General features: G+C 71.9%; 18 protein-coding genes. 3 read left to right on the plus strand and 15 right to left on the minus strand.

What is annotated here, in order from left to right; all coding sequences use genetic code 11:
* Window positions 1-48: 48 nt before the first annotated feature.
* From ASD48_RS11150 to eccB, 13 genes are all read right to left on the minus strand, one after another.
* The gene (locus ASD48_RS11150) at window positions 49-351 is read right to left on the minus strand and encodes a WXG100 family type VII secretion target (protein WP_020128583.1); all 303 of its coding nucleotides are present in this window, start codon (window positions 349-351) and stop codon (window positions 49-51) included.
* Between the two features lie 51 nt (window positions 352-402).
* A complete protein-coding gene (locus tag ASD48_RS11155) occupies window positions 403-741 on the minus strand; it encodes a WXG100 family type VII secretion target (RefSeq protein ID WP_057601406.1) in 339 nt (112 codons plus the stop codon).
* A gap of 42 nt (window positions 742-783) precedes the next feature.
* A complete protein-coding gene (locus ASD48_RS11160) occupies window positions 784-1,962 on the minus strand; it encodes a S8 family serine peptidase (RefSeq protein ID WP_242432573.1) in 1,179 nt (392 codons plus the stop codon).
* Window positions 1,963-2,086: 124 nt separating this feature from the next.
* Window positions 2,087-3,775, minus strand: a complete 1,689-nt coding sequence (locus ASD48_RS44150) for a hypothetical protein (RefSeq protein ID WP_157880617.1) — start codon at window positions 3,773-3,775, stop codon at window positions 2,087-2,089.
* On the minus strand, window positions 3,775-4,209 hold the full coding sequence (locus ASD48_RS11165) for a hypothetical protein (protein WP_242432574.1): 435 nt from the start codon (window positions 4,207-4,209) through the stop codon (window positions 3,775-3,777). Before ASD48_RS11165 ends, ASD48_RS44150 begins: the two co-directional genes overlap by 1 nt.
* Before the next feature lie 266 nt (window positions 4,210-4,475).
* A complete protein-coding gene (locus ASD48_RS11170) occupies window positions 4,476-5,180 on the minus strand; it encodes a contact-dependent growth inhibition system immunity protein (RefSeq protein WP_057601408.1) in 705 nt (234 codons plus the stop codon).
* 21 nt (window positions 5,181-5,201) lie between these two features.
* Complete coding sequence (locus ASD48_RS11175; protein WP_057601409.1) at window positions 5,202-5,501, minus strand: RNase A-like domain-containing protein; 300 nt, start codon at window positions 5,499-5,501, stop codon at window positions 5,202-5,204.
* Window positions 5,502-5,666: 165 nt separating this feature from the next.
* Window positions 5,667-6,236 (minus strand): hypothetical protein, encoded by a 570-nt coding sequence (locus ASD48_RS11180; protein WP_063887438.1) that lies wholly within the window; start codon window positions 6,234-6,236, stop codon window positions 5,667-5,669.
* A gap of 20 nt (window positions 6,237-6,256) precedes the next feature.
* On the minus strand, window positions 6,257-8,002 hold the full coding sequence (locus tag ASD48_RS11185) for an RNase A-like domain-containing protein (RefSeq protein ID WP_057601411.1): 1,746 nt from the start codon (window positions 8,000-8,002) through the stop codon (window positions 6,257-6,259).
* The gene (locus ASD48_RS11190) at window positions 8,002-8,319 is read right to left on the minus strand and encodes a WXG100 family type VII secretion target (protein WP_057601412.1); all 318 of its coding nucleotides are present in this window, start codon (window positions 8,317-8,319) and stop codon (window positions 8,002-8,004) included. The genes ASD48_RS11185 and ASD48_RS11190 overlap by 1 nt, the downstream gene beginning before the upstream one ends.
* Before the next feature lie 41 nt (window positions 8,320-8,360).
* The gene (locus ASD48_RS11195; protein ID WP_057601413.1) at window positions 8,361-8,780 is read right to left on the minus strand and encodes a WXG100 family type VII secretion target; all 420 of its coding nucleotides are present in this window, start codon (window positions 8,778-8,780) and stop codon (window positions 8,361-8,363) included.
* 121 nt (window positions 8,781-8,901) lie between these two features.
* Window positions 8,902-10,131, minus strand: coding sequence for a type VII secretion-associated serine protease mycosin (mycP, locus tag ASD48_RS11200; RefSeq protein WP_242432577.1), 1,230 nt, complete (start codon window positions 10,129-10,131; stop codon window positions 8,902-8,904).
* Window positions 10,132-10,268: 137 nt separating this feature from the next.
* Window positions 10,269-11,795, minus strand: a complete 1,527-nt coding sequence (gene eccB / locus ASD48_RS11205) for a type VII secretion protein EccB (RefSeq protein WP_057601415.1) — start codon at window positions 11,793-11,795, stop codon at window positions 10,269-10,271.
* A gap of 202 nt (window positions 11,796-11,997) precedes the next feature.
* Here eccB and eccE point away from each other — a divergent pair, with 202 nt between their 5' ends.
* The 3 genes from eccE (at window position 11,998) to ASD48_RS11220 (ending at window position 17,780) form a co-directional block, all read left to right on the plus strand.
* On the plus strand, window positions 11,998-13,323 hold the full coding sequence (gene eccE, locus ASD48_RS11210) for a type VII secretion protein EccE (protein ID WP_199875757.1): 1,326 nt from the start codon (window positions 11,998-12,000) through the stop codon (window positions 13,321-13,323).
* The gene (locus tag ASD48_RS11215) at window positions 13,320-14,096 is read left to right on the plus strand and encodes a hypothetical protein (protein WP_057601417.1); all 777 of its coding nucleotides are present in this window, start codon (window positions 13,320-13,322) and stop codon (window positions 14,094-14,096) included. Before eccE ends, ASD48_RS11215 begins: the two co-directional genes overlap by 4 nt.
* 327 nt (window positions 14,097-14,423) lie before the next feature.
* Window positions 14,424-17,780: an SCO5717 family growth-regulating ATPase gene (locus ASD48_RS11220; RefSeq protein ID WP_063887435.1), complete on the plus strand. Its 3,357-nt coding sequence runs from the start codon at window positions 14,424-14,426 to the stop codon at window positions 17,778-17,780.
* A 76-nt stretch (window positions 17,781-17,856) separates the two neighbouring features.
* Here the strand turns inward: ASD48_RS11220 and ASD48_RS11225 are convergent, their stop codons facing one another.
* A complete protein-coding gene (locus ASD48_RS11225; protein WP_054239650.1) occupies window positions 17,857-18,801 on the minus strand; it encodes a bifunctional riboflavin kinase/FAD synthetase in 945 nt (314 codons plus the stop codon).
* A 211-nt stretch (window positions 18,802-19,012) separates the two neighbouring features.
* Window positions 19,013-22,951 (minus strand): trypsin-like peptidase domain-containing protein, encoded by a 3,939-nt coding sequence (locus ASD48_RS11230; protein WP_063887436.1) that lies wholly within the window; start codon window positions 22,949-22,951, stop codon window positions 19,013-19,015.
* Window positions 22,952-23,201 lie beyond the last annotated feature (250 nt).

The following is a 23,201-nucleotide window of genomic DNA, read 5'->3' on the forward strand; positions in this document are numbered from 1 at the left end:
GGGCACCTCCCGTGCGTGCCCACCCTGTGCTGTGTGACGTCAGCGCCGCTACATGAAGTAGCTGGCGCCCTTCAGGTCGCCGCCGCGGTAGTCACCGCCGGCGCCGTGGACCTGGTGGGAGATCTGGAGCAGCGCCGCGTGGATGCCGCGCGCGTGCTTGTTCCACTCCTCGCTCTTGCTCTGGAACTGCTGGAACGCCTCGCCGCCCCAGCCCGAGGACACGTTGAGCACGGCCTGTCGCAGCGCTTCGAGGTCCTCCTCGAGCTTCCTGGCCTGGTCGCCGAGTTCGGTGGCGAGCGCGTCCATGGTGCCGTAGGTGACGGCGAGTTCCTCGTAATGGGCTCCGGACATGATTCCCCTCGTTTCTTTGAAGACTTCAGCCGGACTTCGCCGGATTGATGGTCAGTAGCTGTTGAGCGCCGAAGTCTTGCCGCCCAGATCCTCGACCGAGATCTTGTTCATGTCGGCGGTGATCTGGTCTTCGAGGTTCTGCTTGTCGGTCTTGGTCATGTGGATGCCGTCGAGGAAGTCGTCGAGCATCTTGCCGATCGCGACCATATGGCCGTTGATCTCCGTCTGCTTGATGTTGAAGGCGTTGGCACCCTGGCCCGTCCACGCCCTCTCGATCATGTCGATCGTGCCCTGCAGCTTCGCGAGGGAGCCCCGGATGTTGTCGTAGCGATCGATGACTTCCTTCTGGAGCTTCTGTACATCGCCGTCGTTCAGCTTACGGTCGACCATTTCGGCACTCCCTTTCGTGAGCTGTGGTTCGTCATGGGTGGGTCACGTGGCTCGCCGTGAGCGGAGAACGGCGAATGCGCCGCCCCCGATCACCAGGACTGCCGCTGCCGCGCCGAGCGCAATCCACATCGTGGTGTTGTCGGAGGTGTCCGAGGTGGATGCCGCCGCCGAGGTCTGGCCGCCTGACGTGGCCTTCGAGGGCGGGGAGGAACTCGACGCGGGCGCGGAGGGTGAGTTGCCCGCCTCGTCCGTGACGCCCGTCGCGTTCTCCCTGGCGAGCGGGTCGGTGTCGGCCCCGCCGGGGTTGAAGTTGCTCTGCTCCAGCACCATGCGGGGGCGGATCAGTCCGTAGCCGAGGTACGTGCTCGGGTCGTCCTTCGCCCAGTCGCGCCCGGCGGTGTCGATCAGGCTGGCGAGGACCTGGTTGGCCGTCCAGTCGGGGTGGGCGGACCAGATCAGGGCTGCGGAGGCGGAGGCGATGGCGGTGGCCTGGCTGGTGCCCTGGCCGTTGCAGTAGGAGCGGAAGGTGTTGTCGCACCAGGTGGGGACGTCAAGACCGGGAGCGGCCAGGTCGACGTAGTTGCCGTGTTCCGAGAATTTTCCGACGGTACCGGACTTGTCCGAAGCAGCAACGCCGACTACGTAGGGGTAAGCCGCCGGGTACCCGATGAAGTTTTTCTCCTGGGCGTCATTACCCGTGGCGGCAACCATCAACTTACCCTTGGCCCTGGCGTACTCGACGGCCGCGAGAACATCGGGCCTTTCGATGTCTTCACCGAAGGACATGCTGATGATTTTGGCATCGCTGTCAGCGATCGCTCTGATCACGTCCGGTAGTTCAGGAGCCTTTTCCTTCTCGCTTCCGTCCTTCATGTCCTTCATCGCGAGCCGATAAGGAACGATCTTCGCACCCGGCGCTAGTCCTTTCAGACCGTCTCCAGCACCGGTACCGGCAATGAGTTCCGCCATGCTCGTCCCATGACCGTCGTAGTCCTCGGTCGCCTTGTAGCCGACGGCTTTCGGCACTTCGCCGGCGAGCACCTGTCCCTTCAAGGAAGGGGTGTTGAGGTTGACTCCGGTATCGACCACGGCCACCTTGATGCCTTTGCCGGTACTCACCTTCCACATCTCGTCGGCCTTCATCGCCGACAGGTACCACTGCTGGGACTGGACATCGGCGGCCGATGCGCTCGGAGCCAGACCCGTCGAGAGGACGGTCAAGGCACCGATCAATGAGCAGGCGGCGGTGACTCGTCTGCCGCTTCGTACCGCGAAGGACGCGCTCCACCTGCCGCGTCGGCTGATCCCTGGCACCATGCCTCTGTCTGTCCTCGCTCTTGTTCAGTCAGTCGGTCACGGAGGCGTCATCACTCCGCTTGTCACGGCTCGAGCGTCCCTCGCCACCACCCTGGTTGCGCGCAGGACCACGCGCCGCACCCGGTCCCCCGGTGGCGTTTCCGGAAACTCGCCCCTTCGGGTTTCCGACCACACCATCGGGGCTACCGGCAGCGCGACGAGCCGCCTTTCCCGCGCCCCTCGTTGAGCCGGACGTCCCGACAACGCCCCGCTGACCGGGCTTCTCTCCTCCAGCCCTTGACGCGGGTGCGCTCTCACCACCGACAACCGTGCCGCGCGGCAACCTGGTCGCTTTGCCACCAGGAGCACCCGCTGCGACAGGCCTCCCGCCGACGATGCCATCGCCCGTGCGTCCGGCGCCGGTTCGCCCGCTTCCCGGACGTCCGGGATTCGTGGCACCCATGCCGGTGACAGGACCGCGCGGCACGCCGCCGGTACGCCCTGTCGCCTGCCCACCGGTCTTCGGCGCTGCGCCGACCACACCTCGCCCCATGGGGCCAGTGGTGCGACCGCCCGTCTTCCCCGCTGCTGCGGCACGTCCTACCTGGCCCATGGGGCCGGCTCCCGTACGACCTGCCGCCGTGCCGCTCGGCGCACCGCCTACGCGCCCCTGCGCCGAGGTAGCCCTGCTTGCGGGGATGCCGCCGACCCCTGAGGTACGCCCGGCCGCCCCTCGAAGGGCGGGGGGTAGGCCAGTGGGGGCAAACGGAGAAACCGTCCCCGCAGATGTTGCGCTGGGAACTGCCGTCGGGGACGCGGTGACAGCAATCGGCTTGACAGCGTCCTGAGACGGCAACGTACCGACGCTGTCAATCTCCGTGCCCACGTGATGCTCGGGAAGCCTGACGGTTTCGTCCCCGCGGCTATGGGATGACGGCAGGTTCTCTGCCCGCGGTCGCTCCGTCCCGGTCGCTGCAGAGTGATGGCTCGTGGTTCCCACATCACTGGCAGACGAGAGCGGCCCTTGGCCCGGCGGGTCCTTGAACTTCCCATAGTCCGGAGACGGCTCCGGCACACCCATTCCCGGCATCTGGGGAAACTCCGGCTCCTCCGCCAGTGACATCATCCCGCTGGACACCGTGTAGAACGACGCCAGCCGGTACATCTGATTGATGGCTTCCTGGCGGTCCTTATCGGCCTTGACCGCTGCCGTGTACTCCTCGTTGCCTTCGACCCGTTGGGGTGTCGGGATGTCCTCGACCTTCTTGGGGTCGGCGCGGCTGTCACGTGGCGGCATCGACTTGCGTACGGAGGCGAGGCCGGAGCTTGCTGCCAGGACCTGGGTGCCGACCTCGTCGGTGTAGGTGGCGAGCGCGAGGGCGGTGGTCGTGAGGTTCATGCCCCAGGTGTAGAAGGCGGTGTGGGCCTCGCCCTCCCAGTCGACGTTGCCCAGGTTGCGGCTGAGCTCGTTGGCCGCCTCGTTGATGGCGTCCCGGGCGTCGACGAGGGCCGTGGCGGCGTTCTCCAGGGTCTCCGGGTTCGCCGACTCGACGATGTCGATCATGGCGTTGAGGTCGTAGCCCTCGAAGCTGGTCTTGCCGAAGCCGCCGGGACTGCTGAGGGACCCAGGACTGATGACTGCGGCTTTGTTCACCGCGTCCTCGACGCCGCTGTTCTGCTGGGCGGCTTCCTGGCGCTCCGTCTGATACTGGTCCGACTTCTTCTCGTGGTCGGCCATCAGTACCCCGCGTCGGTGTGGTCGGCGTCGTTGGTCCGCTCGGGCTGCTGGTCGAGCGCCTCTTCGCGGTCGCGGTTGACCTCGGTCCGGATCTCGTGGAACCGGTACCGAAGGTCCTCTTCGAGGTTGTCGAAGGTGACGTCCACGCCGTGCACGGCGATCTGCATGGCCTCCAACTGGAGCCCGAGGGACTTGGAGAGGGTCGTGATGCGTTCATGGACGCGCTCGTACTGGAGGTGGAGATCCTTTGCCTCCGGGAACTGCCCCGCTCCGAACGTGGCCGCCGACAGGCTGTGTCCCCCGACCTTGGCCGAGCCGCCGGCCGACTTCTCGAAGGCTGTGAGCAGGTCGTCCACCCGCTTTTTGAACGTCGAGAGCGCCATGTATCCGCGCCGTACGTCGGTGGGGCCCCCGCCCATGTCCGCAGGAATCACGCCAACCACTCTCCCCGTTTTCCGCCGCCCGTCCCGGACGGGAACCGCCCACGCCTTTCAAGTGTTCATGACCGCAACGCAACCACTGTAATGACTCCCTCTGACAGCCCCAACTGCCTTATGCAACAACCGTGCTACCGCTGACACTCACGTGACCCGTTCCTCACGTTCGGGGCGTTTTCTCCTGCATCCAGCGTCGCGCGCCGACTTTGCCCGGGTACTCGCGAACCGTTGTTCACGGGTGTTTGGCCGGGGTGCGGTCAGTGCTAGACCGGGGGATGAGCAGGGGGTGGCGTCCCGGGCCCGGGTCCGCGGTGCGGGGAGGTGAGCCGGTCGGCGGTCAGCGCAAGCCAGCCGCTGGGTGCGTACGGCGTCGGCGGGTCGACCTCCATGCCCAACTCGGCTACGGCCACGGCGTAGTCGGACTCGTCCAGGGAGAGTGCGAGCAGCTCGCGCAGCTCGCCGACCAGGCGCGCCACGAGGTGCCGGTCGGTCGTGGCGCGGTAGTCGTCGACGGCCGCGTCATGGTCGTCGAACTCGTCCGGCATGTCCTGGGAGAACCAGCCGCCGAGGAACTGACCCAGTTCAGGGAAGCGGGCGTGCCACTCCCAGTGGGTGGCCGGAACGGCCGGGGGCGGGACCTCGCCCTGCTCGATGCTGTGCCTGATGTGATCGGCCAGGCGGTACAGCCACTGCTGGATCTCACCCTCGGGAAGACCGACGTCCGGGATCGCGTAGAACTCGCCCAGGCGGAGGCGGAGTCGGCCGGGCGGGCTGTCGGCGTACTCCCGCAGCTGCCGCTCGGCGACGGCGAGCGCCCAGGGGCGGGTGTGCCAGGTCTGCCGCAGGTAGGCGGTCAGGGCTTGGCTCGGCCTGTCGGGGGTGTCGTCCGCCGGCTGGCCTGCGTGGGCGCGGATCACCTGGTCCAGCTCGCCGTAGCGACGGTCGTGTTCGAGGGGGCTCAAGGACACGGTGGGCAGCCTCTGGGTTCTCTACAGATAGACCGGGAAGGTGGCGTGCACGGCGAACCCGTGGGCGGCGGCCGGCTCGCGGCGCAGGACGACCCGAGCGGCCCGTACGTCGACGGCGTCGCGCCCCGCCAGCATCATCGCCTGCAGCAGGACCCGCCCGACGGGCTCCTCACGGGACGGCCACGACGCTTCGATCACCAGCCGCTGCCGGGTCGACTGTGCCAGCCAGCGGTGGACGACCTGTTCGTTGCGGGTGACCACGTGCTGGGTCGCCCACTGGGCGGTGTCACGGTCGGGGTAGGCGGCAGTGCGGGTGCGCAACGGACTCCTTGTGGGGCGATGGGGCGGCGAGCTGCGGCCAGGTCGCTTCGGGGCGAAAGATTCGACCATACCGACCTCTCTTTTTGGGACGAGACACCTGCCCGGATACCGGTCGCACGGGCTGGGACAGAGGACCAACGGCCGATCCGGGCTCCGTTCATAGGCTCACCACGCGTGGAAGGACCAGACCATCCCGACCTCCGAGTCGGAGACGAGGAACAGTCCCAGGTCCCAGACGTGTTGGGAAATGGTGTTGCAGCCGGAAATGCGCTTGTAATAGTCCCGGTTTTCGTTGTCGCGGCCTGTGTTGGCAAAGAAGAGGGACCCGTTCGGGAAACGTGACAGTATGACGTCTGCCTTCGCCTCCAGTCCCCCCCTGCGTTCCTCGAAGTCCTGCTCCTTCTCGACATCGAGCCAGGACGTGGAAAGAGCTACCAGGAACTTTTTGGCCGAGGCGCGTGGAATCTCATGCAAACGGCCCCTGAGAGTATCCGCTTTCACGGGCTCAGTCGGCAGTTCGATGAAGGGGTAGTACGGGTCATCGACCCTTTCGAGCTCGCCCGCGAGGGGGTCGTTCACACGCCAACCGCGGGCGTCCGGCGTGTCACCGCGCATCAGGGTGCTCACGTCGAACACCCAGTCCTCATGCTCCCTGCCCGTCACCTTGGCGATCGTGTACCGACGCGCGTACATATCGATCGCCTCGGCCCAGGCCCGCTCATCGGGTTCTGCCATTCTCGTCACCTCAATCGTCATTATTCAGGCATCGACGTCAGGACGACGAACGGCGGATCCAAGCTCGGGTCATATTTCAGAATCGTGAGGACGCCGTGTGCGTCTTTCGGCGATGTCGGGTTGCCGGCCACCACTGGTGCCGTACGCCCCGTCACCACCGGAGTGGCCATACCTCCCTCAGTGACCGAGGGAACTGTGAAATCTTTCTTGAGAGGATCGGGCGGCGGATTCTCCAGCCACTTGTCGATGTTCGCCGAATTGCTTCGGATGTTGTACTGAGTGTATTCCTGAGCCGAGTCCAGGTCGGTGAAGGTCGAAGCCGCCGGGAGCTGCTGCACTCCACCTCCCGTCGCCTCGTCCCGCAACCGTTGCGTCAGCTGGGCGTCCGTCAGGCCGACGTGTTTGTCGATGCTGTGCCCACCGCTCAGCTCCTCCTCGGTGGCCAGGTCGATGGAGTACTTGTACGGAATCTGGCTCTCCGTGCGCTGCCAGCTGTGTTCCTTCTTGAAGTCGTTCAGGGTGCGCGCGCCGTACGCCTCGGCGCGCGCCGCCTCCGCACGGAACGTCGGCACGCTGAGCAGCGCCTCGTTCAGTTCGGGCTCCAAGGCCTTCAGCTTGGTCGCGGCGTCGCTGAAGGCCTGGTGATACTCCTCGACCGCCCTGTCGGCCGCCCCCTTGTCCATGTGCGAGCGGAACGTCAGCACGATCTCGCCGAACGCCATGGTCGCCGCGAGCCGGGTCAGCTCGAACAGGTCGAGGCCGGTGGTCAGGTCCTTGACCGTCGCCTTCGCGGCCTCCTTGCCGAGCCGGGTGGTCGTCTCCGCGGTCTTGAGACGGACGGCGGCCAGATGGTCGAGGGTCTCCTGCACGGTGGTCGCGGTCTGGCGGAGAATCTCGATGACGGGCCGCTGCTTCGCCGGCACCACGCTGCGGTTGGTCTTCCAACTGCGGCCCATGGAGACCCTGTTCATCTGGGCGTCGTAGGTCCTGCCCCACTCGGTGGTGCCCCAGATGGTCTGGCAGAACGCCTTCATCGCGCCCTGCCACTCGTCGTTGCCCTTGTTGTTCGTGATGAACTTGATGGCGCCGTTGAAGTTGTCCGACGCCGCCTTCGCGTCCTTCTCGACCGCGCGCCAGGCCGTGGCCATGCCCTTGAGCTCCTCGTCCCTGGCTCCCGGGGTGATCTCGTGCATCTTGCCGAGGTTGAGGCCGTGCTCGATCGCGGGCCGGATGACGTCAGCGAGGAAGTCCGGGACCTCGCCGAGGATTCCGGAGATGTCCCAGGAGTCCGCGTCCTCACCGGTGCCGGACCACTTGATGTCGTTGACCGGCCCGTATCCCGGCTCTTTCTCGATGACGACGGGCGGCGGTTTCTCGACGGGCGGCGGACCGTACAGCCTGCGGGCGTACCAGTCGGCCTGGGTGTACTTGTTGGCCGTGTCCGTCAGGCCGACGGCCACACCGCCCACGGAGACCACGCTCTTCGCCCAGAGCTCCAGGAACTTCTCGTTCACCGACCTGTACGCCGCCGCGAAGGAGTCCGCGCCCCAGCCGGTTCCGGCCGACTGGCTGTACTGGTTCAGCACATCGACTAGGGCCCTGGCGCCCTTGTCGTAGTCGAACTGCCCGTCACGCACCACCAGCGCGGTGTAGTGCACGTGCTGCGGTTGTACGTCGAATCCGCCGCCGCCCGTCTTGGGCGAACGGGTACGGGCGTCCGACCGCTCCCGTGCACGCTCCTCGTCCGTGGGCCGCTCTTCGGCCATCAGGCGCCGCCCCAGCCTCGCAGCACCGCGAGGTGCGCGGCCGCGTAGTCGGTGTGGCCGGTGGTCACGTACTCGTGCAACCACTTCTGGGCCGCTTGCAGGTCCTGGGCGGAGCGGTCCCACTCGTCGAGTTTGTCGACGAAGACCTCACGGGTCTCGCCCCGCCAGGACAGCACGACGGGCACGACCCGGTCGTAGAGGTCGTCCAGCTTGCCGTTGAGCTTCTTGAGGATGTCCTCCAGGTCGGCGGCCAACTCCTCGAGCGTGGCGAAGGAAACGGATATGGGCTCGTCGTCAGGTGCGGTGCCGGTCGACATGATTCCCCCGTGTTCGTCTCGGCGACTGCGGTCGAAAGGGGCTACAGGTCGTCGAGGCTGCTGCGCGGCACCGGCGCGGTCACGTCGGTGTTCGGCGTCGACAGTCTCGCCACCTCGCTCCCGACGTCGACCTGGATCCGCCGCATCCGGGCGAGCACCTCGAGGTCGTCCTGGGAGAAGCCGTCACGGCTCAGCCTCACCGCCTCCTCCAGCAGCTTCATCACTTCACGGATGCGTACGGCGTCCTCGGCGGCAGCACGGTGGAAGTCGCGGTACGCCGACGCCGCCGGGCCACGCCAGCCCGCCTCGATGCCGTCGACGACCGCGTCCATGCGCTGTACCTGCTTGTCGAGGTGGTCCTGCATGTCGTCGAGGTCGTCGGCGAGTTTGGTGAGGTCCTGCGCGGACACCTTCAGCTCGGGGCCGCTTCCCTGCCCCGAGCCTGCTCCGGGCACGCCCATGCCGCAGCCCTCCCCCGTCGCGTCGGCATCACAAGTCCCTTGCGATTGCGATGATCCTACAAATCGTTGGCCACTGCACGCCTCAACTCGCCCCGATGCGCCGCGACATGGCCGCCGCGCTCTAGCGCGCCCCCGCGACCCTCCGTGCCCGTCTCCGTGCGTCGCGGATCGCCACCGCCGTGCCGCCGAGACCCGCCACCAGGGCCGCCGCAGCGACCACGACATAGGTGGCGAGGCGGGTGTTGCGCTCGTCGGGGGTCTCGCCGGTGTGGAACTTCGCGGCGCTCGGGGCCTCGGCCCTGGCCAGACCGTCCCGGGGGCTCGGGGACTCGATGGGGCGGTCGTCCTCCGTCAGCGCGCGGACGGGGTCGACGACACCCCAGCCGACGAGCCGGTCGCGGCCCGCGATGGTGCGTTCCGCGGTCTGCTCGATCTGGGCGACGATCTCGCGTGCGGTCCAGTCCGGGTGCCTCGCCTTGAGCAGCGCCGCCACGCCCGCCACGTACGGCGCCGAGAAGCTCGTACCGTTGTCGGCGCAGTGACCGCCCTGGGGAACCGTGGAGACGATGTCGACGCCGGGGGCGGCCACGCCCACGAAGTCGCCGGACTGGGAGAAGGAGGCGCGTTCGTTGTTGCGGTCCGAGGCGGCGACCGCGAGGACGCCCTCGTAGGACGCCGGGTAGGTCTCCTTGACGTTGCCGCCCAGGCCGTCGTTGCCCGCCGACGCCACGACCACGACGTTGCGGTCCAGGGCTTCGTCGACGGCCAGCTCCAGGTCGGAGGTCGGCCGGACCGCGTCGGACGTGTCCTGGGAGATGTTGATGACCCCGGCCCCCGCCCGCACGGCGTAGCGGATCGCCGCGGCCAGGGACTCGGTGTCGCCGTGGCCCTCGGCGTCGTTCTGCTGGATCGGGATGACGGTCGCCTCGGGGGCCAGCCCCACGAAGCCGGTGCCGTCGAGGGGGCGGGCCGCGATGATGCCGGCGATCTTGGTGCCGTGCCCGACGGTGTCCGTGGTGCCGTTCTCGGCGCCCCTCTCGATCGGGTCGCCGTCGTCGTCCTTGAGGTTCTTCGGGAGGAGGTTGCGGCCGGCCTTCGCGTCCACCGCTTCGGTGAGCTGCGGGTTCTTCACGTCCACGCCGGTGTCGATGACGGCCACGCGGACGCCCTTGCCCTTGGAGCGGCTCCACAGTTCGTCCAGGAGGACCCGCTGGAGGGCCCAGGGGCGGCCCGGGTACTCGCCGTTGGGGAACGTGCACTGGTCCGAGTAGGGCAGCTTGTCGGCCGCCGACGCGGGGGGCGCGAGGACCGTGGCCGTGGCCGCGGTGAGGAGGGTCGCGGTCAGCACCAGAGCGGTGCGCGGGAACGGAGCCCTACGCGGCACCGATGCCGTCCGCCGTACCGGGGCCGTCCGCCGTACCGGGGCCGTCCGCGGCGCTGTCGCCGTCCGCGACGTCGTCGCCGTCCGCTGCACCGTCGTCCTCCTCCTCACGAGCCCTGCGGCTGGCGGGCCGCCGCCGTCGACAGGCGGGGGCCGGTGGGCAGGAACTCCGACCAGGCGGCCGGGATCGGTGCCGGGTCGACGTCCTTGAAGCCCAGCAGGGTCTGGGCCTGCTGCGCCTCCCGTTGCCGCTGTTCGCGCTGCTCGGCGGTGGTGCCGATGCCCGCGTCGTCCGTCGCGCTGTCCCCGTTGGACTGCAGGACGTAGCGCAGGCCGGTGTCGGTGACGAGGAAGACCGGGCCGGCCTTGGTCGCCTCACCCTGGAACTGGCGGTAGAGCTGGCCGGAGCCCGGCGTCACATAGGCGCTGGAGGAGCCGGTGGGCAGCTTGGCCGGGAAGTCCGTGCCCACCCAGGTGCTGAGGGTCGTGGCGCCCGAGCCGGAATCGACACCGCGCAGGACGTTGCAGATCGTGCTGCGGCTCCCGGCCGCCGCCGACGCCTCGTTGACCGGCTCGGGATCACCGGTGGGCCAGCGGCGCTCGGTGCCGAACGCCTCGCCCGGCACGATCGCGCCGGGGCTCAGCTCGCGGGCGTGCCCGGCCTGGCCGAGGGGCGCCAGCTCCTTGCTGAACAGCAGCAGCTGGGCGACGAAGGCGGACACGGGGGCGACGCGGCCGCTCAACACCACGTAGTACTGCTCGGTGTTGTTGTCGAACGCCTTGAGCACCATGCCGACCCGGTCCGCCGACGTGTCCAGTTGACCCGGTGCGCCGGCCGCTTCGCCCGGCTGCCCGGGGACGTCCGGGAAGGCGATCGGATCGCCCCGGTGCAGGGTCGCCAGCCACTCCGCCGACACCCGCTGGGGCTCCCGGCCGGAGCCGACCACCGCCCGCAGCAGCAACTCGTCGCTCTTGCGCACCGGGTAGGCCGTACCGCCCGCGTCCACGACGTAGCGTCCGCCGTCCGGGTCCGCCACATAGAGCAGTTGGCCGTCGTGCAGACGCCCGGCGCCCTCGGTCGCGTCCTTCTCGCGGGCGGCGAGGACCAGCGCCGCCTTCTGGACGGAGTCCCCGCCCCCCGCGCTCGGCCGCTCGCAGACCACCCAGCGCTTGGCCTTGCCCGCCTCGGACGCCGAGGGCAGCCGGTCGGGGGCGTACGGGATGCCCACGGTGACGCCGTGCGGGATCCTGCCGCTGTCCAGGACGGACTCCGAGACGGTCACCACCTGGCCCTGTCCCTCGTCGAGGAGCAGTTTCGCGGAGGCCATGTTGAGGACCGGGTGCAGCTGGACCTCGTCGCCGGTCCGCAGCACCACATAGCGGGTGGTCGACTTGCTCGCGACGATCACCTTGGCGTTGGGTGTGTCCCAGCCCTTCGGCGCGGTCGGTCGGAACATGCCCCATGCCCCGAAGACGGCCATGACGAGCACCCCGACGATGATTCCGGGCAGGATCGAGCGCAACGGCCGCGGCGCCCCCTCCTCCGAACCGTCGGGCGAGGACTGCAGGAAGGCCGCGAGCATGCGGCGCTTCGCGAAGGTGTAGGCGTTGAGCTGGTCCCGCCGAGATGCCATCTGTGCCCGTCTCTCCCCGATTTCCGGCCGATCCGTGTGGTCCGCAGCACGGTCGACCGGCTCCCCGTCTCCGATGTCAGAGCGGCCACCTACTATGCCCGGTAACCATGGGGACTTGGGGAGCGGGTAGGGTTCCCGGGCCGTCGAGTGCCCTGTGCGGTGCTGGAACACGGGCGGTTCGTGAGCGGAACGGGGGGACGGAGTGAGGGTTTCGGGAACGGGCGCGCGCTCCGTCGGCCGGTCGCGGACGCGGGGTTCCGCGTCGACCGGTCCGCGGCCGCCCGGACGGCCCGACGGGTCCTCGGCACCGGGCGCACCGCACCTCAGGACGCGCGCGGGACAGGGCGGGGCATTCCGGTTGCAACGCCTCGTCCTGCTGGAGATCGCGGCCGCCGTCCTGCTCATCGGCTGGGTGAGCGGTCCGGTGGCGCTCGTGGCCGCGGTGGTCGTCGCCGCCCTGCTGGTCGCCCTCGCCTTCGTTCGCCGTCGGGGCCGCTCGCTTCCGCAGTGGCTGGCCACGGCACGGGAGTTGAAGTCCCGTCGCCGGCTGGCGGCTCGGCTGGAGATACCGGCCGGGACGGAACCGGGGTTCGTGCCCGCCGTGGAATGCGATCCCGGGCTGCGGACGTACGCGTACGGCGGCCGGGACCGGCGGCCCGTGGGGATCGTCGGGGACGGCACGTTCGTCACCGCCGTCCTTCAGGTGGAGGCCGACACGACCGCGATGCGGGCCGAGCGCGGCCGGCATCCACTGCCGCTCGCCCTGGTACGGGACGCCCTCGAAGTGGACGGGATCCGGCTGGAGTCCGCGCAGATCGTGCTGCACACCCAGCCCGCGCCCGCGCTGCACCTGCCCCCGCAGTCCGTGGCCGTGGCCAACTACGCACCCCTGCAGGAGCAGACCGGAGCACCGGCGGTCCGCATCACCTGGATCGCCCTGAAGCTGGATCCGGAGCTGTGTCCGGAGGCAGTGGCCGTCCGCGGCGGCGGTGCGGTCGGAGCGCAGAAGTGCGTCGTACGGGCGGTGGACCACCTGGCGAGCCGGCTGACCGGCGCCGGATTCCGCGCGACCGTCCTCGACGAGGAGGAGCTGACGTCCGCCTTCGCCACGTCCGCCTGCGCCAACCCGCTGGTGACGGCGGAGGCCGGACGGACCGGGACGGTGGAGCGGCGGACCGAGGAGACCGGCCGGAGCTGGCGCTGCGACAACCGCCGTCACACCACGTACTGGTTGCGGCGTTGGCCCGCGCTGGGCGGCGACGGCCCGTCGCTCCCTCAGTTCGTCGCCCTGGTCACGGCCGTTCCCGCGCTCGCCACCACGTTCAGCGTCACCCTCGCGCGCGGCGACCGGCAGGAGGTGTCGCTGTCCGGGCACATCCGGGTGACGGGGCGCAGCGACGACGAACTCGTGGCGGCCCGGCGGGCGGTGCAGGGCGCGGCCCGGCACACCGGCGCCGGGCTCGCCCGTCTCGACCGCGAGCAGGTGCCCGGCATCCTCGCGACGCTGCCGCTCGGAGGTGCTCGATGACGGCGACGACGACACACGGAGCCTCCGCTTCCGGCGAACCGGATCGGTCCGCCGGCCGGCCCGGACGCCGCTCGCCGCGCAGCGGCTTCGGCCTGCGGGGGCCGCGGCACGGACGTCACTCGGTGTCCGCGGACCAACTGGCCGCGCTCGCGCTGCCCATCGGGGACGACGGCGTCGTCATCGGCGTCGGCGCCGAGGGCCGGCCGGCCGTGCTGGGGATCAACCGGCCCACGCCGTACGACGTCGTCCTGATCGGCGGGCTGTGGACCGCGCAGGTCCTCGCCCTGAGGACGGCCGCCACCGGGGCCCGGGTGGCCGTGGAGACGGGACGGCCGCAGTCCTGGGTGCAGATGGTGCACGCGATGGGCGGCGGGCAGAACGGGCTCGCGGTGTACGAGGTCGGCCGGGTGCCTCCGCAGGGCGCTTCGGCGGGTACGCCGGTGCTGGTGGTGCGGGACTGCGGGATGCGCCCACCGCGCGGCCGGGTCACCTCCGGGCCCTGGCAGTCCGTGCTGACGCTGCTGCCGTATCTCAGTCCCGTGGCCCCGCGGCTGGTCCGGCAGGCCCGGCTCGTCGGTGTACAGCGCATCTCGCCGGACGAGGCCGCGGAACTGGGGCGCGCGTTGTCGCTGCCCCGCGGGGACGTGGAGGCACTGCCCACGCTGGCCGACGGGTTCACCCTGTGGTGCGCCGAGCGTGACCGGCAGTACGTGATGACGCAACCCACGGATGCGGAGATCGGGTTGCTGGGCACACCGAGACGGATGGACTGACGCGACTTCCCTCACCTCCCCTCGCCCGTGCGGCACTTCAGCCGTTATGGCCGTTTTGCCGAGTGGCCTCAAGCGTGTTTGCGGCCTCTTGGGGGGTTGCGTGACGTGGTGGACTGGTGCTGAGGGGTGGGCGGGCCTGCCGAGGCGGGTCGTCTGATGATTAGGCTGGTACGGGGCGCGATACCGGAAACCATGGGGTGGACGTCGGCGTCTCCCGGGGGAAAGCCGCATCGGACGACGTCAGACGGCCTCGAACCACTCAAGGACGACAAAAGCGAACGGTCGCCCCGGCACGGCATGAGGGTGCTCGACCAACCAGGAGGAATTGTGAGCAGCGATCGGGACGGGATCCGCGGGGGCTGGGCCACACCCGGCGATGACCAGCCCGACGCGGAGTCCGCCGTCGAGGCGACGGGCGAGTTCACCATCGACTACGCGCCGCCGGCTTGGTACACGCAGAACGCGGGCGGTGGTCCGGCACCCGGCACGGGCCCCGGGGCTGCACCCGGCGCGGCCTCCGGGCCGGGGGCTGGCGCGGAAGCCGGTGCCGGGGAGCCGGGTGCGCCTGCGGCGCCGGTCGCTCCGCCCGCGCCGGACGCTCCGTTCACGCCGCCTTCGCCCCCGGCGGCACCCGCGCCGGGAGCCCCGTTCACCCCGGCCGCGCCTCCGGCGACTCCCATGCCCGAGGCTCCGTTCGCTCCCGCCGCACCGCCCGTGCCGGACGGAGGTTTCCCCCTGGCCGCTCCGGGAGTGCCGGTCACTCCGGCGGCTCCTCCGGCGCAGCCCGCTCCGCCCGCCCCGCCCGTTCCGGCGACTCCCGCCTCGCCTCCCGGCGCGGGGTCGGTCGCCGTGCCCGGCCTTCCGGCGGGCAGCGGATTCGAGCCACAGTCACAGCCGCAACCGCACCTACACGCACAGCCTCACCAGCAGCACGCCGAGGCCCAGTGGGGAGCCACGGGGGCTTCGGCGGGTGACGAGCAGAGCGGTTCCGGAAACGGGGACCTGGAGAGCGGCGCGACCATGCGCTTCTCCGCGGCCGCGCTCAAGCGGGAGATCGCCGAGAACGCCGCCGCCGTACAGGCCGAGCCCGGGACGCCCGCGGAGGCCGAAGCCGGGGCCGCCGAATCCCCCTCGCCCGGCGCTGTGCCGTCCGAGGCCTCGGATGCGGCGGACGCGTCCGCCGACGCGGGCAGGTCGGACGACACCGAGGCCAAGGCCGCCGACACCGGTGCCCACGCCGAGACCGAGGGCCTGACCGAAGTCCCGACCGACGGTCCGGCCGAGGGCACGGCCGAAGGCACGGCCGACGAAAGCGGTACCGCACCGGACGGCGAGCGCGCCCCCGAGGCACACGCGGGCGACGAGGCGACGATCCAGGACGCCGGGGACGTGACGACCGATCCCGCACGTGACGGCGCCGTCGTCAAGGGCGCGGCCCCGCACAACGACTCTCCCGCCGAGGAGTCCTCGGACGCCGTCCCCACGGACCCCGCCGAGCCGCGGGGCAGCGTGCCCCAGGACGCCGTTCCCCCGGCTCCCCCGGCGCAGCCCGCCTGGACTCCCCCGCCGGCCCCGCAGGGCGAGCTGCCTCCGCTGCCGCCGTCGTACCAGCCCGCGGCACCCGCGCCGGCGGCCCGGTGGCCGGTCCAGCCGCAGCCCGCCGATGCCGCGACGCACGCCCCCGCGCCCGCGGCACCTGTCCAGCAGCCGCCCGTTCACCCGCCCGTCCAGCCGCAGGCGGCTCCGCCCGCGCCGGTCGGCTGGAACCCGCCGGCCCCGGAGCCTGCCCCGGCCGCACCCCAGCCGGGCTACGGTTTCCCGCAGCCCTCCGCTCCCGTCCCGGCGGCACAGCAGCCTGCCGCCCCGCAGCCGGGCTACGGCTTCCCGCACCCCGGTGGCGCCCCGGCCTCCGCCCCCGCGCCGCAACCGGCGCCTCCGGCACCCCAACCGCCCACCGACGCCCACGCCCCCGCCGGCTACGGCTTCCCCCACCCCACCGACGCGCCTCCCGCCCCCGGCGGCTACGGCTTCCCGCAGCCCCCGGCGGCGCAGCAGCCGCAGGCACAGCAGCCGCAGGCGCACCCCGGCCACCCGCAGCCCGGTGTCCCGCAGCAGGCGGACGGGCAGCCCCCGGCGGCCGCCTCCCAGGGGTTCCCGCAGGGAGCCCCACAGGGTGCGCCTCAGGGCTTCCCCGGGCAGCCGCAGCCTCCCCAGCCCCAGCCCCACGCACCGCATGGCGCGCAGGCACCGCATGCCCCGCACGCGCCCGCTCCCGACGCGCCGCAGGCTCCGCAGCAGCACCAGCCGCCCGTCGACCCCCGGGCCGGGGCCGCCTGGCCGCAGCCGATCCAGCACGACCAGCGGCAGCCGGTCAACCCCGGTGCGGCGCCGCTGGGTTACACGGCAGCCGTGGAGCTGTCCTCCGACCGGCTGCTCAACAACAAGCGGCAGAAGGCGAAGAGCGGGCGGCCCGCCGCCGCGCCCTCCCGCTTCAAGCTGGGTGGCAAGAAGGAGGAGGCCGAGCGGCAGCGCAAGCTGGAGCTGATCCGCACGCCGGTGCTGTCCTGCTACCGGATCGCCGTCATCAGCCTCAAGGGCGGCGTGGGCAAGACCACGACCACCACCGCGCTCGGCTCCACCCTCGCCACCGAACGCCAGGACAAGATCCTCGCGATCGACGCCAACCCGGACGCCGGCACGCTCGGCCGCCGGGTGCGGCGCGAGACCGGGGCGACGATCCGTGACCTCGTCCAGGCGATCCCGTACCTCAACTCGTACATGGACATCCGGCGGTTCACCTCGCAGGCGCCGTCCGGCCTGGAGATCATCGCCAACGACGTCGACCCGGCGGTGTCCACGACCTTCAACGACGAGGACTACCGGCGCGCGATCGACGTGCTCGGCAACCAGTACCCGATCATCCTCACCGACTCCGGTACCGGTCTGCTCTACAGCGCCATGCGCGGAGTGCTCGACCTCGCCGACCAGCTCATCATCATCTCCACGCCGTCCGTGGACGGTGCGAGCAGCGCCAGCACGACGCTGGACTGGCTGTCCGCGCACGGATACGCCGAGCTCGTCTCGCGTTCCATCACCGTCATCTCCGGGGTGCGCGAGACCGGCAAGATGATCAAGGTCGACGACATCGTGTCGCACTTCGAGACCCGCTGCCGCGGGGTCGTCGTCGTACCGTTCGACGAGCACCTGGCCGCGGGCGCCGAGGTCGACCTCGACATGATGCGGCCGAAGGTCCGGGAGGCGTACTTCAACCTCACGGCGATGGTCGCCGAGGACTTCATCCGCCACCAGCAGCGCCAGGGCCTGTGGACCAGCGACGGCAACCCGCCGCCGGTGGCCGCCCCGCCGATGCCGGGCCAGCAGATGCCGGGCCAGCCGGTGCCCGGGCAGCCGTATCCGCAGCAGGCGGGCCAGCCGTACCCGCAGGCGCCCCAGCCCGGCCCCGGGCAGCCGTACCCTCCGCAGCAGGGTCAGCCCACGGGCCAGCCGTATCCGCAGCAGCAGCCGGGACAGCCGTACCCGCAGCCCCAGCCGGGGCAGGATCCGTACGCCCAGCCGCAGCCGCCGCAGCAGCAGAACCCGGGGTATCCCCCGGCCGGCTACGGCTACCCGCAAGCCCCCCAGGCCCCTCAGCCGGGGCAGGCAGGGCAGCCTCCGCAGCAGTGAGAACGCCGAAGGGCGGCCGGTGTCCTGGGACACCGGCCGCCCTTCGGCGTTCGCCGGTCCTGCCGGGGCGGGGCGGCTAGCGCGCCGCCACCAGCTCCTTGCAGCGCTTCACGTCCTCGGCCATCTGCTCCAACAGCCCGTCCAGCGACTCGAACTTCGCCTGGCCGCGCACGAAGGCGAGGAAGTCGACGGCTACGTGCAGGCCGTAGAGGTCGAGGCCGACGCGGTCGATGGCGTACGCCTCGACCGTGCGCTCGGTGCCGTCGAACTGCGGGTTGGTGCCGACGGAGATCGCGGCCGGCATCGCCTCGCCGTTGGCGTGCAGCCAGCCCGCGTAGACGCCGTCCGCCGGGATCGCGGTGTGGGGCAGGGTCTCGACGTTGGCGGTCGGGAAGCCCAGTTCCCGCCCCCGCTGCGCGCCGCGCACCACGATCCCCTCCACCCGGTGCGGGCGGCCGAGGATCTCCCCGGCACCAGCGACATCGCCCTCGGCGACCAGCCGCCGGGTCAGCGTCGAGGAGAACGGCTGCCCGCCGCCCGCCTCGCCGCACAGCACCAGGTCGACGACCTCGACGTCGAAGTCGTAGACCTTGCCCTGCTCGGTGAGGAACTCGACGTTGCCCGCCGCCTTGTGGCCGAAACGGAAGTTGGGGCCCTCGACGACCGCCTTGGCGTGCAGCTTGTCGACCAGGACCTTGACCACGAAGTCCGCCGGGGACAGCTTCGAGAACTCCGTGGTGAAGGGGAGGATCAGCAGCGCGTCCACCCCGAGTTCGGCCATCAGCTCGGCGCGACGGTGGTGCGGGGCGAGCAGCGGCGGGTGGCTGCCGGGGCGGACGACCTCGCTGGGATGCGGGTCGAAGGTGACGACGACGGCGGGAACGCCCAGCTCACGGGCGCGGTCCACGGCATGCCGGATGATCAGCTGGTGCCCGCGGTGGACCCCGTCGTAGGAACCGATGGTGACGACGCTGCGTCCCCAGTCCTCGGGGATGTCCTCCAAGCCACGCCAGCGCTGCACTGTGACCGCTCCTCGAACCCGTGTCCGTATCTACCATTGCCTCTTACGCAGGACTAAGGGTGCCATGCCGGGTGCTCCCGGCCCGCATCGGCATGGGGGCTGTGACCCGACCCACGCGAGTCGGACCACAGGATTCGCGCCACGGGACACGGGGCACAGCGGTCGGGCCACGAGAGCCGCGGCACAGCGGTCGGGCCACGCGGGCGGCGCCTCACGCGGGCACCTGCGCCCCCGCCAGGTTCTCGATCGTCCGGCGGGCGCTGGGGCCGACCACCACCGCCCACTCCCCCGGCGCGTCCGTGAGCCAGTCCACCACCCGCGCGGCGAAGCCCGGCACATGCCGGGCCAGCTCGACCAGACCGCGGTCGAAGCGGGTCGCGCCGTCGGGGGTACGGACCAGGAGCAGGCCGGTGCGGTGCACGAGGGCCCGCAGGTCCTCGCCGTCGCGTCCGGCGGCCCCGTGCAGTACGGCGTCCAGGACCTCCGGCGCGCGTTCGTGGGCGAGGAGGTGCTCCAGCAGTTCGTCACGCAGCGGGCGGGACTCCGCGGCGCCGGGGGCGGCCAGTACGCAGGCCAGCGCGGCCCGCACCTGTTCCGGCCCGCCGCCGTCCACCAGTCCCGTGACCAGCGGCAGAAGAACGGCGCGGGCGGCGGGGCCGTGGTCGAGGCGCCGGTCGACGTAGGCGGCCACATGCCCGGCGGCCTCCGGTCGGCGCTCCACCACCTCCCGGACGAGGGCGGCGACCCGCAGGGCCAGGGCGGGCGTGGTGACGTCGGCGAGGGCGCGCAGGACGCTTCCGGTGTCCGCGCGGCCGGGACCGCTCAGGCGGGAGCGGAAGGCCTCCAGGACCGGCTCGGGGTGGGTGCCCAGGGCGGCGAGCAGCGCGCTCGGCGCCGGCTGCGGATCCCCCGCCGCGAACTGCTCCAGCGCCTGCGGCAGGTGCCGGGAGCGGGTCTCGGGGTCCCGGACGAGGAGCGCGAGCGCGCCACCGTGCAGGGCGTGATCGGCGGGGCGGGCCAGCAGGACGAGGGCCGCGTAGCGCAGCAGCCGGTGGTCGGCCCCCGTCCGGACGTACGGGGCGACGCGCAGTGCGTACGTCGCCGCCGCGACCCGTCGGGGCTGCCGCTCGTCGTGCGACCAGCGGTCGACGGCCCGGCACAGCGCGGACGGCTCCTCCTGCGCCAGCACGGCGAGCAGTTCGTCGGCGCGCGGGTGCCCGCAGTCGACGAGGGCCTCCGTGAGGTCGTCCAGCGCCCGGTGGCGGTGGGTGTGCAGCAGCGCCTGCGCCGCCGTCGCCACGGTGGCGTGCGGGGTCGCGGGCAGCGGCCGCTCGTCGTCGAACCAGTGCGTGAGGCACGGCTGTACGGCGGCGGGGTCGGCGGCGAGGAGCCGGGCGACGGCGTCGAGGTAGCGGGGCGCGTCCGCGTCGTGCGGGGCGCCGTCGGCGAGGACCAGACGGCGCAGCAGGTCGAACCGGGCGTCGGCGGGCAGGGCGAGCCCGGTCCAGAACGCGGGGCCGAAGTCCACGAACCGGCCGTGCGACTGGGCCCCCGCGCCGATCAGGTCCGCAAGCAGGCGCAGGACGCCCGTGTACGGCGTCGCGTCCGGGACGCCCAGCAGCGTCTCGGTGAGCAGCCGGGCGGCCCACCACGACTCCGGGTCGGCGTCCAGGGCGTGGACCAACTCCCGCAGCCGTAGCGCGAGTCGGTGCGGGCCCTGCTGGCGGGCGAGGAGCAGCAGGGCCTGGACGACGGGACCGATCCGGTGGTGCGGGACGGGCAGCGGTGGTCCCCCGTCGGACGGGCGACGGCGGTGGACCAGGGCGCGCAGGGCCTCGTCCAGGTCGAGGTGGATGCCCTGGATCCAGTCGGCGAGTTCCTCGTGGGCGAAGCGGTAGCCGCGGCCCGCGGGCACGAGGAGACCTTCGGTGAGCACGGCGGACGCCCAGCCGGCGCCGCCGCCGAGGCGGGCCGGCGCCTGGCCCCAGGGGAACACCGCCTCGAAGGACGCCCGGTCCAGTTCGCCCTGGCCGGGCCCGAGGCTGCGGCGGGCGGCCTCGTGCACCTGGCCGGAGACCTTCGCCGCGAGACGGCGTACGGCGTTGCCGCGCAGCCCGTTCTCGGCGGCGAGGCGCACCGCGACGCGCAGACACATCAGGTCGAGGTACGCGGACAGGACGTCGTCGCGGTCGAGGGGCGGCGGGGCCTGCGGACCGGGGAGGGCGGCACAGACCTCGGCGAGGAGGCGGAGGGTGAGGGGATGCCTATCGTCGGGGGTGGTGAGCGCGCCCTCGGGCAGGGCGTGGCGGACGCGGGCCTCGCGCGCCTCGTCGACGGTGAGATCGCCGAGGCGGACGCAGGGCGGGAGCGGGTCCCCGGCCGCCGTGGTCCCGTACAGCAGCTCCGGCGGGAATTCCGCGCCGGCCCGTTCCCAGTACTCCGCGCGGCACGCCACCACCAGCCGTGTGCCCGTCTCCCGCAACCACTCGGCCGTGCCCTCGGTCCACTCGGCGAGCCGGTGCGCGAGGACCGGGGGCATCTCCTCGGGCCCGTCGAGAAGCAGCAGCAGGGGGCGTCCGACAGCCCGGGCGAGGCGGGCCAGCCGCTCGGGTGTGACGTCACCGAGGCCGCAGGGACCGGACACCCCGGACCCCCCGGACAGACCGGCCGGAACGCCCCGCGACCCCTGCCCCGGCACCGCTGCCGAACCCGAACCCGAGGACGAGGACGTAACCGAACCCGAGGACGAGCCCGAGGCGGCCACGATGCGTGCCGCGCGGCTCAGTGCGCGGCGGGCCGCGTCGGCGAGGGAGTCGTCCCCTGCCCTCAGGTCGGCGCCGCGCAGCCACAGGGTGGGGGCCGGCCGCGCACCCCGGTCGCGGCGCGCGGCGAGGGCGGCGAGTTCCGTCGTTCGGCCGCTGCCCGGTGCTCCGACGAGGCCCAGGACTGCCGCAGGGCTCGTCGAGAAGGCGGCGAACTCCTGTGCCGGGCCGTCGCGTTCGATCGGCTCCGCGGCGGCCGCGAGCGAGCCGGTGGCGGTGCGGCCGGAGTCGCCGAAGTGGCCGCAGAGCGCTCCGGGCGGGCCGTCCGAGCCGACCGACGTGGCGGTGAGTTCGAGGAGACCGGCCAGGTTGAGGTCGGCGCCGTAGGCGGGCACGGTGGCCGCGTTGCGCGCGAGCAGCTCGGCCAGCGGACCGTCGGCCGGAGCCCCCGCCCCGACCCCGGGCGCCGGCCCCGCGGAACCGCCACCTGCACCGCCACCGCCACCACCGAGAGCGCCCCCCGCACCCGCACTCTCACCCGTGAGCGTCACGTGGTCGTTCGGGGGCAGCCCGCCGGAGCTGTCGCCGGCCGGCGGGAGGTCGTCGATCGCCGGGCTGTCGTCGGTCGCCGGGCTGTCGTCGGCCGTCCGGATCCGGGGTCGCAGCGGCACCGCGAAGCCGACGTCGCGGTGGCCGGACTGGAGCGCGGTGCCGAGGACGGCGACGACCGCGCCGGTCTCCGCGTCGAGGACCGGCCCCCCGGCCGCGCCACCACCGAGCCGCAACGCGTCCCGGCCGGCCGTGCCGATCGCCAGCTCCAGGGCGTCGTCGAGGAGGTGGAAGCGGTCCGTCGCCGTGTACGTCGCGGACGTCTCGGCCAGTACCCGCGCCTCGCGCCAGCAGCCGGCGGCCAGCCGGACGTACCGGCCGGTCTCGACGCCGTCCCGCACGGTCACCGGCAGCGGGACGCCGCCGAGGCCCTCGGTGCGGACGAGAGCCAGGTCGAGTTCCGGCAGGGGGGTGACCGCGTCGTCGGTCACGACACAGCTGCGGTCGCCTGCGGCGTACAGGACGAGCCGGGACAGGCCGTCGACGGCCTCGTGACTGGTGACGACCGTGCCGTGGTGGTCGGCGACGAACCCGGTGCCGCGCGGCCGGCCGGCGAGATCACGGATCCTGACGAGCGAGGCACCGGCGCCGGCGGCGGTGAGGGTGGCGGTCGCGGTGTCGGCCAAGCCCGGGGCGAAGTCCGCGTCCCGGGGATCAAGGGCATCCGCGTGAGCCAGGGGACCCTGGGGATCCAGAGGGCCCGGGGGATCCGCCGGGCGGTACCCGGTCGCGCCCCGCAGGGAGTCGTGCCGCGGTGTCCGCGGGCCTCGTCCCGCCATCGTCGTACCTCCCGCCGCGCCCGCGTGCCCTGGGTCCGACGGTAGGGGCGGGATGATCAGCGGGACAGATCACGGAGCGAACGCGCCCCCCTGCACTCCCTGGATTCACTCCGAGCGCCTGCCCGGACGGGTGAATGAACGAGGGCCGCTGGATACACCCTAGGGGTGGGGGAACCGAGGGGGGACCGTGGAGCGGCGGCGCAGCACAACCCCGTGTTCGCCGCTCCACGGGCACCACGCGACGCGCTTC

Source organism: Streptomyces sp. Root1310 (assembly GCF_001426425.1).
Classification (GTDB): Bacteria; Actinomycetota; Actinomycetes; order Streptomycetales; family Streptomycetaceae; genus Streptomyces.

Coding starts and splice junctions, on each gene's coding strand:
- ASD48_RS11150 (WP_020128583.1), bottom strand. CDS start 351: ATGTCCGGAGCCCATTACGAGGAACTCGCCGTCACCTACGGCACCATG.
- ASD48_RS11155 (WP_057601406.1), bottom strand. CDS start 741: ATGGTCGACCGTAAGCTGAACGACGGCGATGTACAGAAGCTCCAGAAG.
- ASD48_RS44150 (WP_157880617.1), bottom strand. CDS start 3,775: ATGGCCGACCACGAGAAGAAGTCGGACCAGTATCAGACGGAGCGCCAG.
- ASD48_RS11180 (WP_063887438.1), bottom strand. CDS start 6,236: ATGGCAGAACCCGATGAGCGGGCCTGGGCCGAGGCGATCGATATGTAC.
- ASD48_RS11185 (WP_057601411.1), bottom strand. CDS start 8,002: ATGGCCGAAGAGCGGCCCACGGACGAGGAGCGTGCACGGGAGCGGTCG.
- ASD48_RS11190 (WP_057601412.1), bottom strand. CDS start 8,319: ATGTCGACCGGCACCGCACCTGACGACGAGCCCATATCCGTTTCCTTC.
- ASD48_RS11195 (WP_057601413.1), bottom strand. CDS start 8,780: ATGGGCGTGCCCGGAGCAGGCTCGGGGCAGGGAAGCGGCCCCGAGCTG.
- eccB (WP_057601415.1), bottom strand. CDS start 11,795: ATGGCATCTCGGCGGGACCAGCTCAACGCCTACACCTTCGCGAAGCGC.
- ASD48_RS11215 (WP_057601417.1), top strand. CDS start 13,320: ATGACGGCGACGACGACACACGGAGCCTCCGCTTCCGGCGAACCGGAT.
- ASD48_RS11230 (WP_063887436.1), bottom strand. CDS start 22,951: ATGGCGGGACGAGGCCCGCGGACACCGCGGCACGACTCCCTGCGGGGC.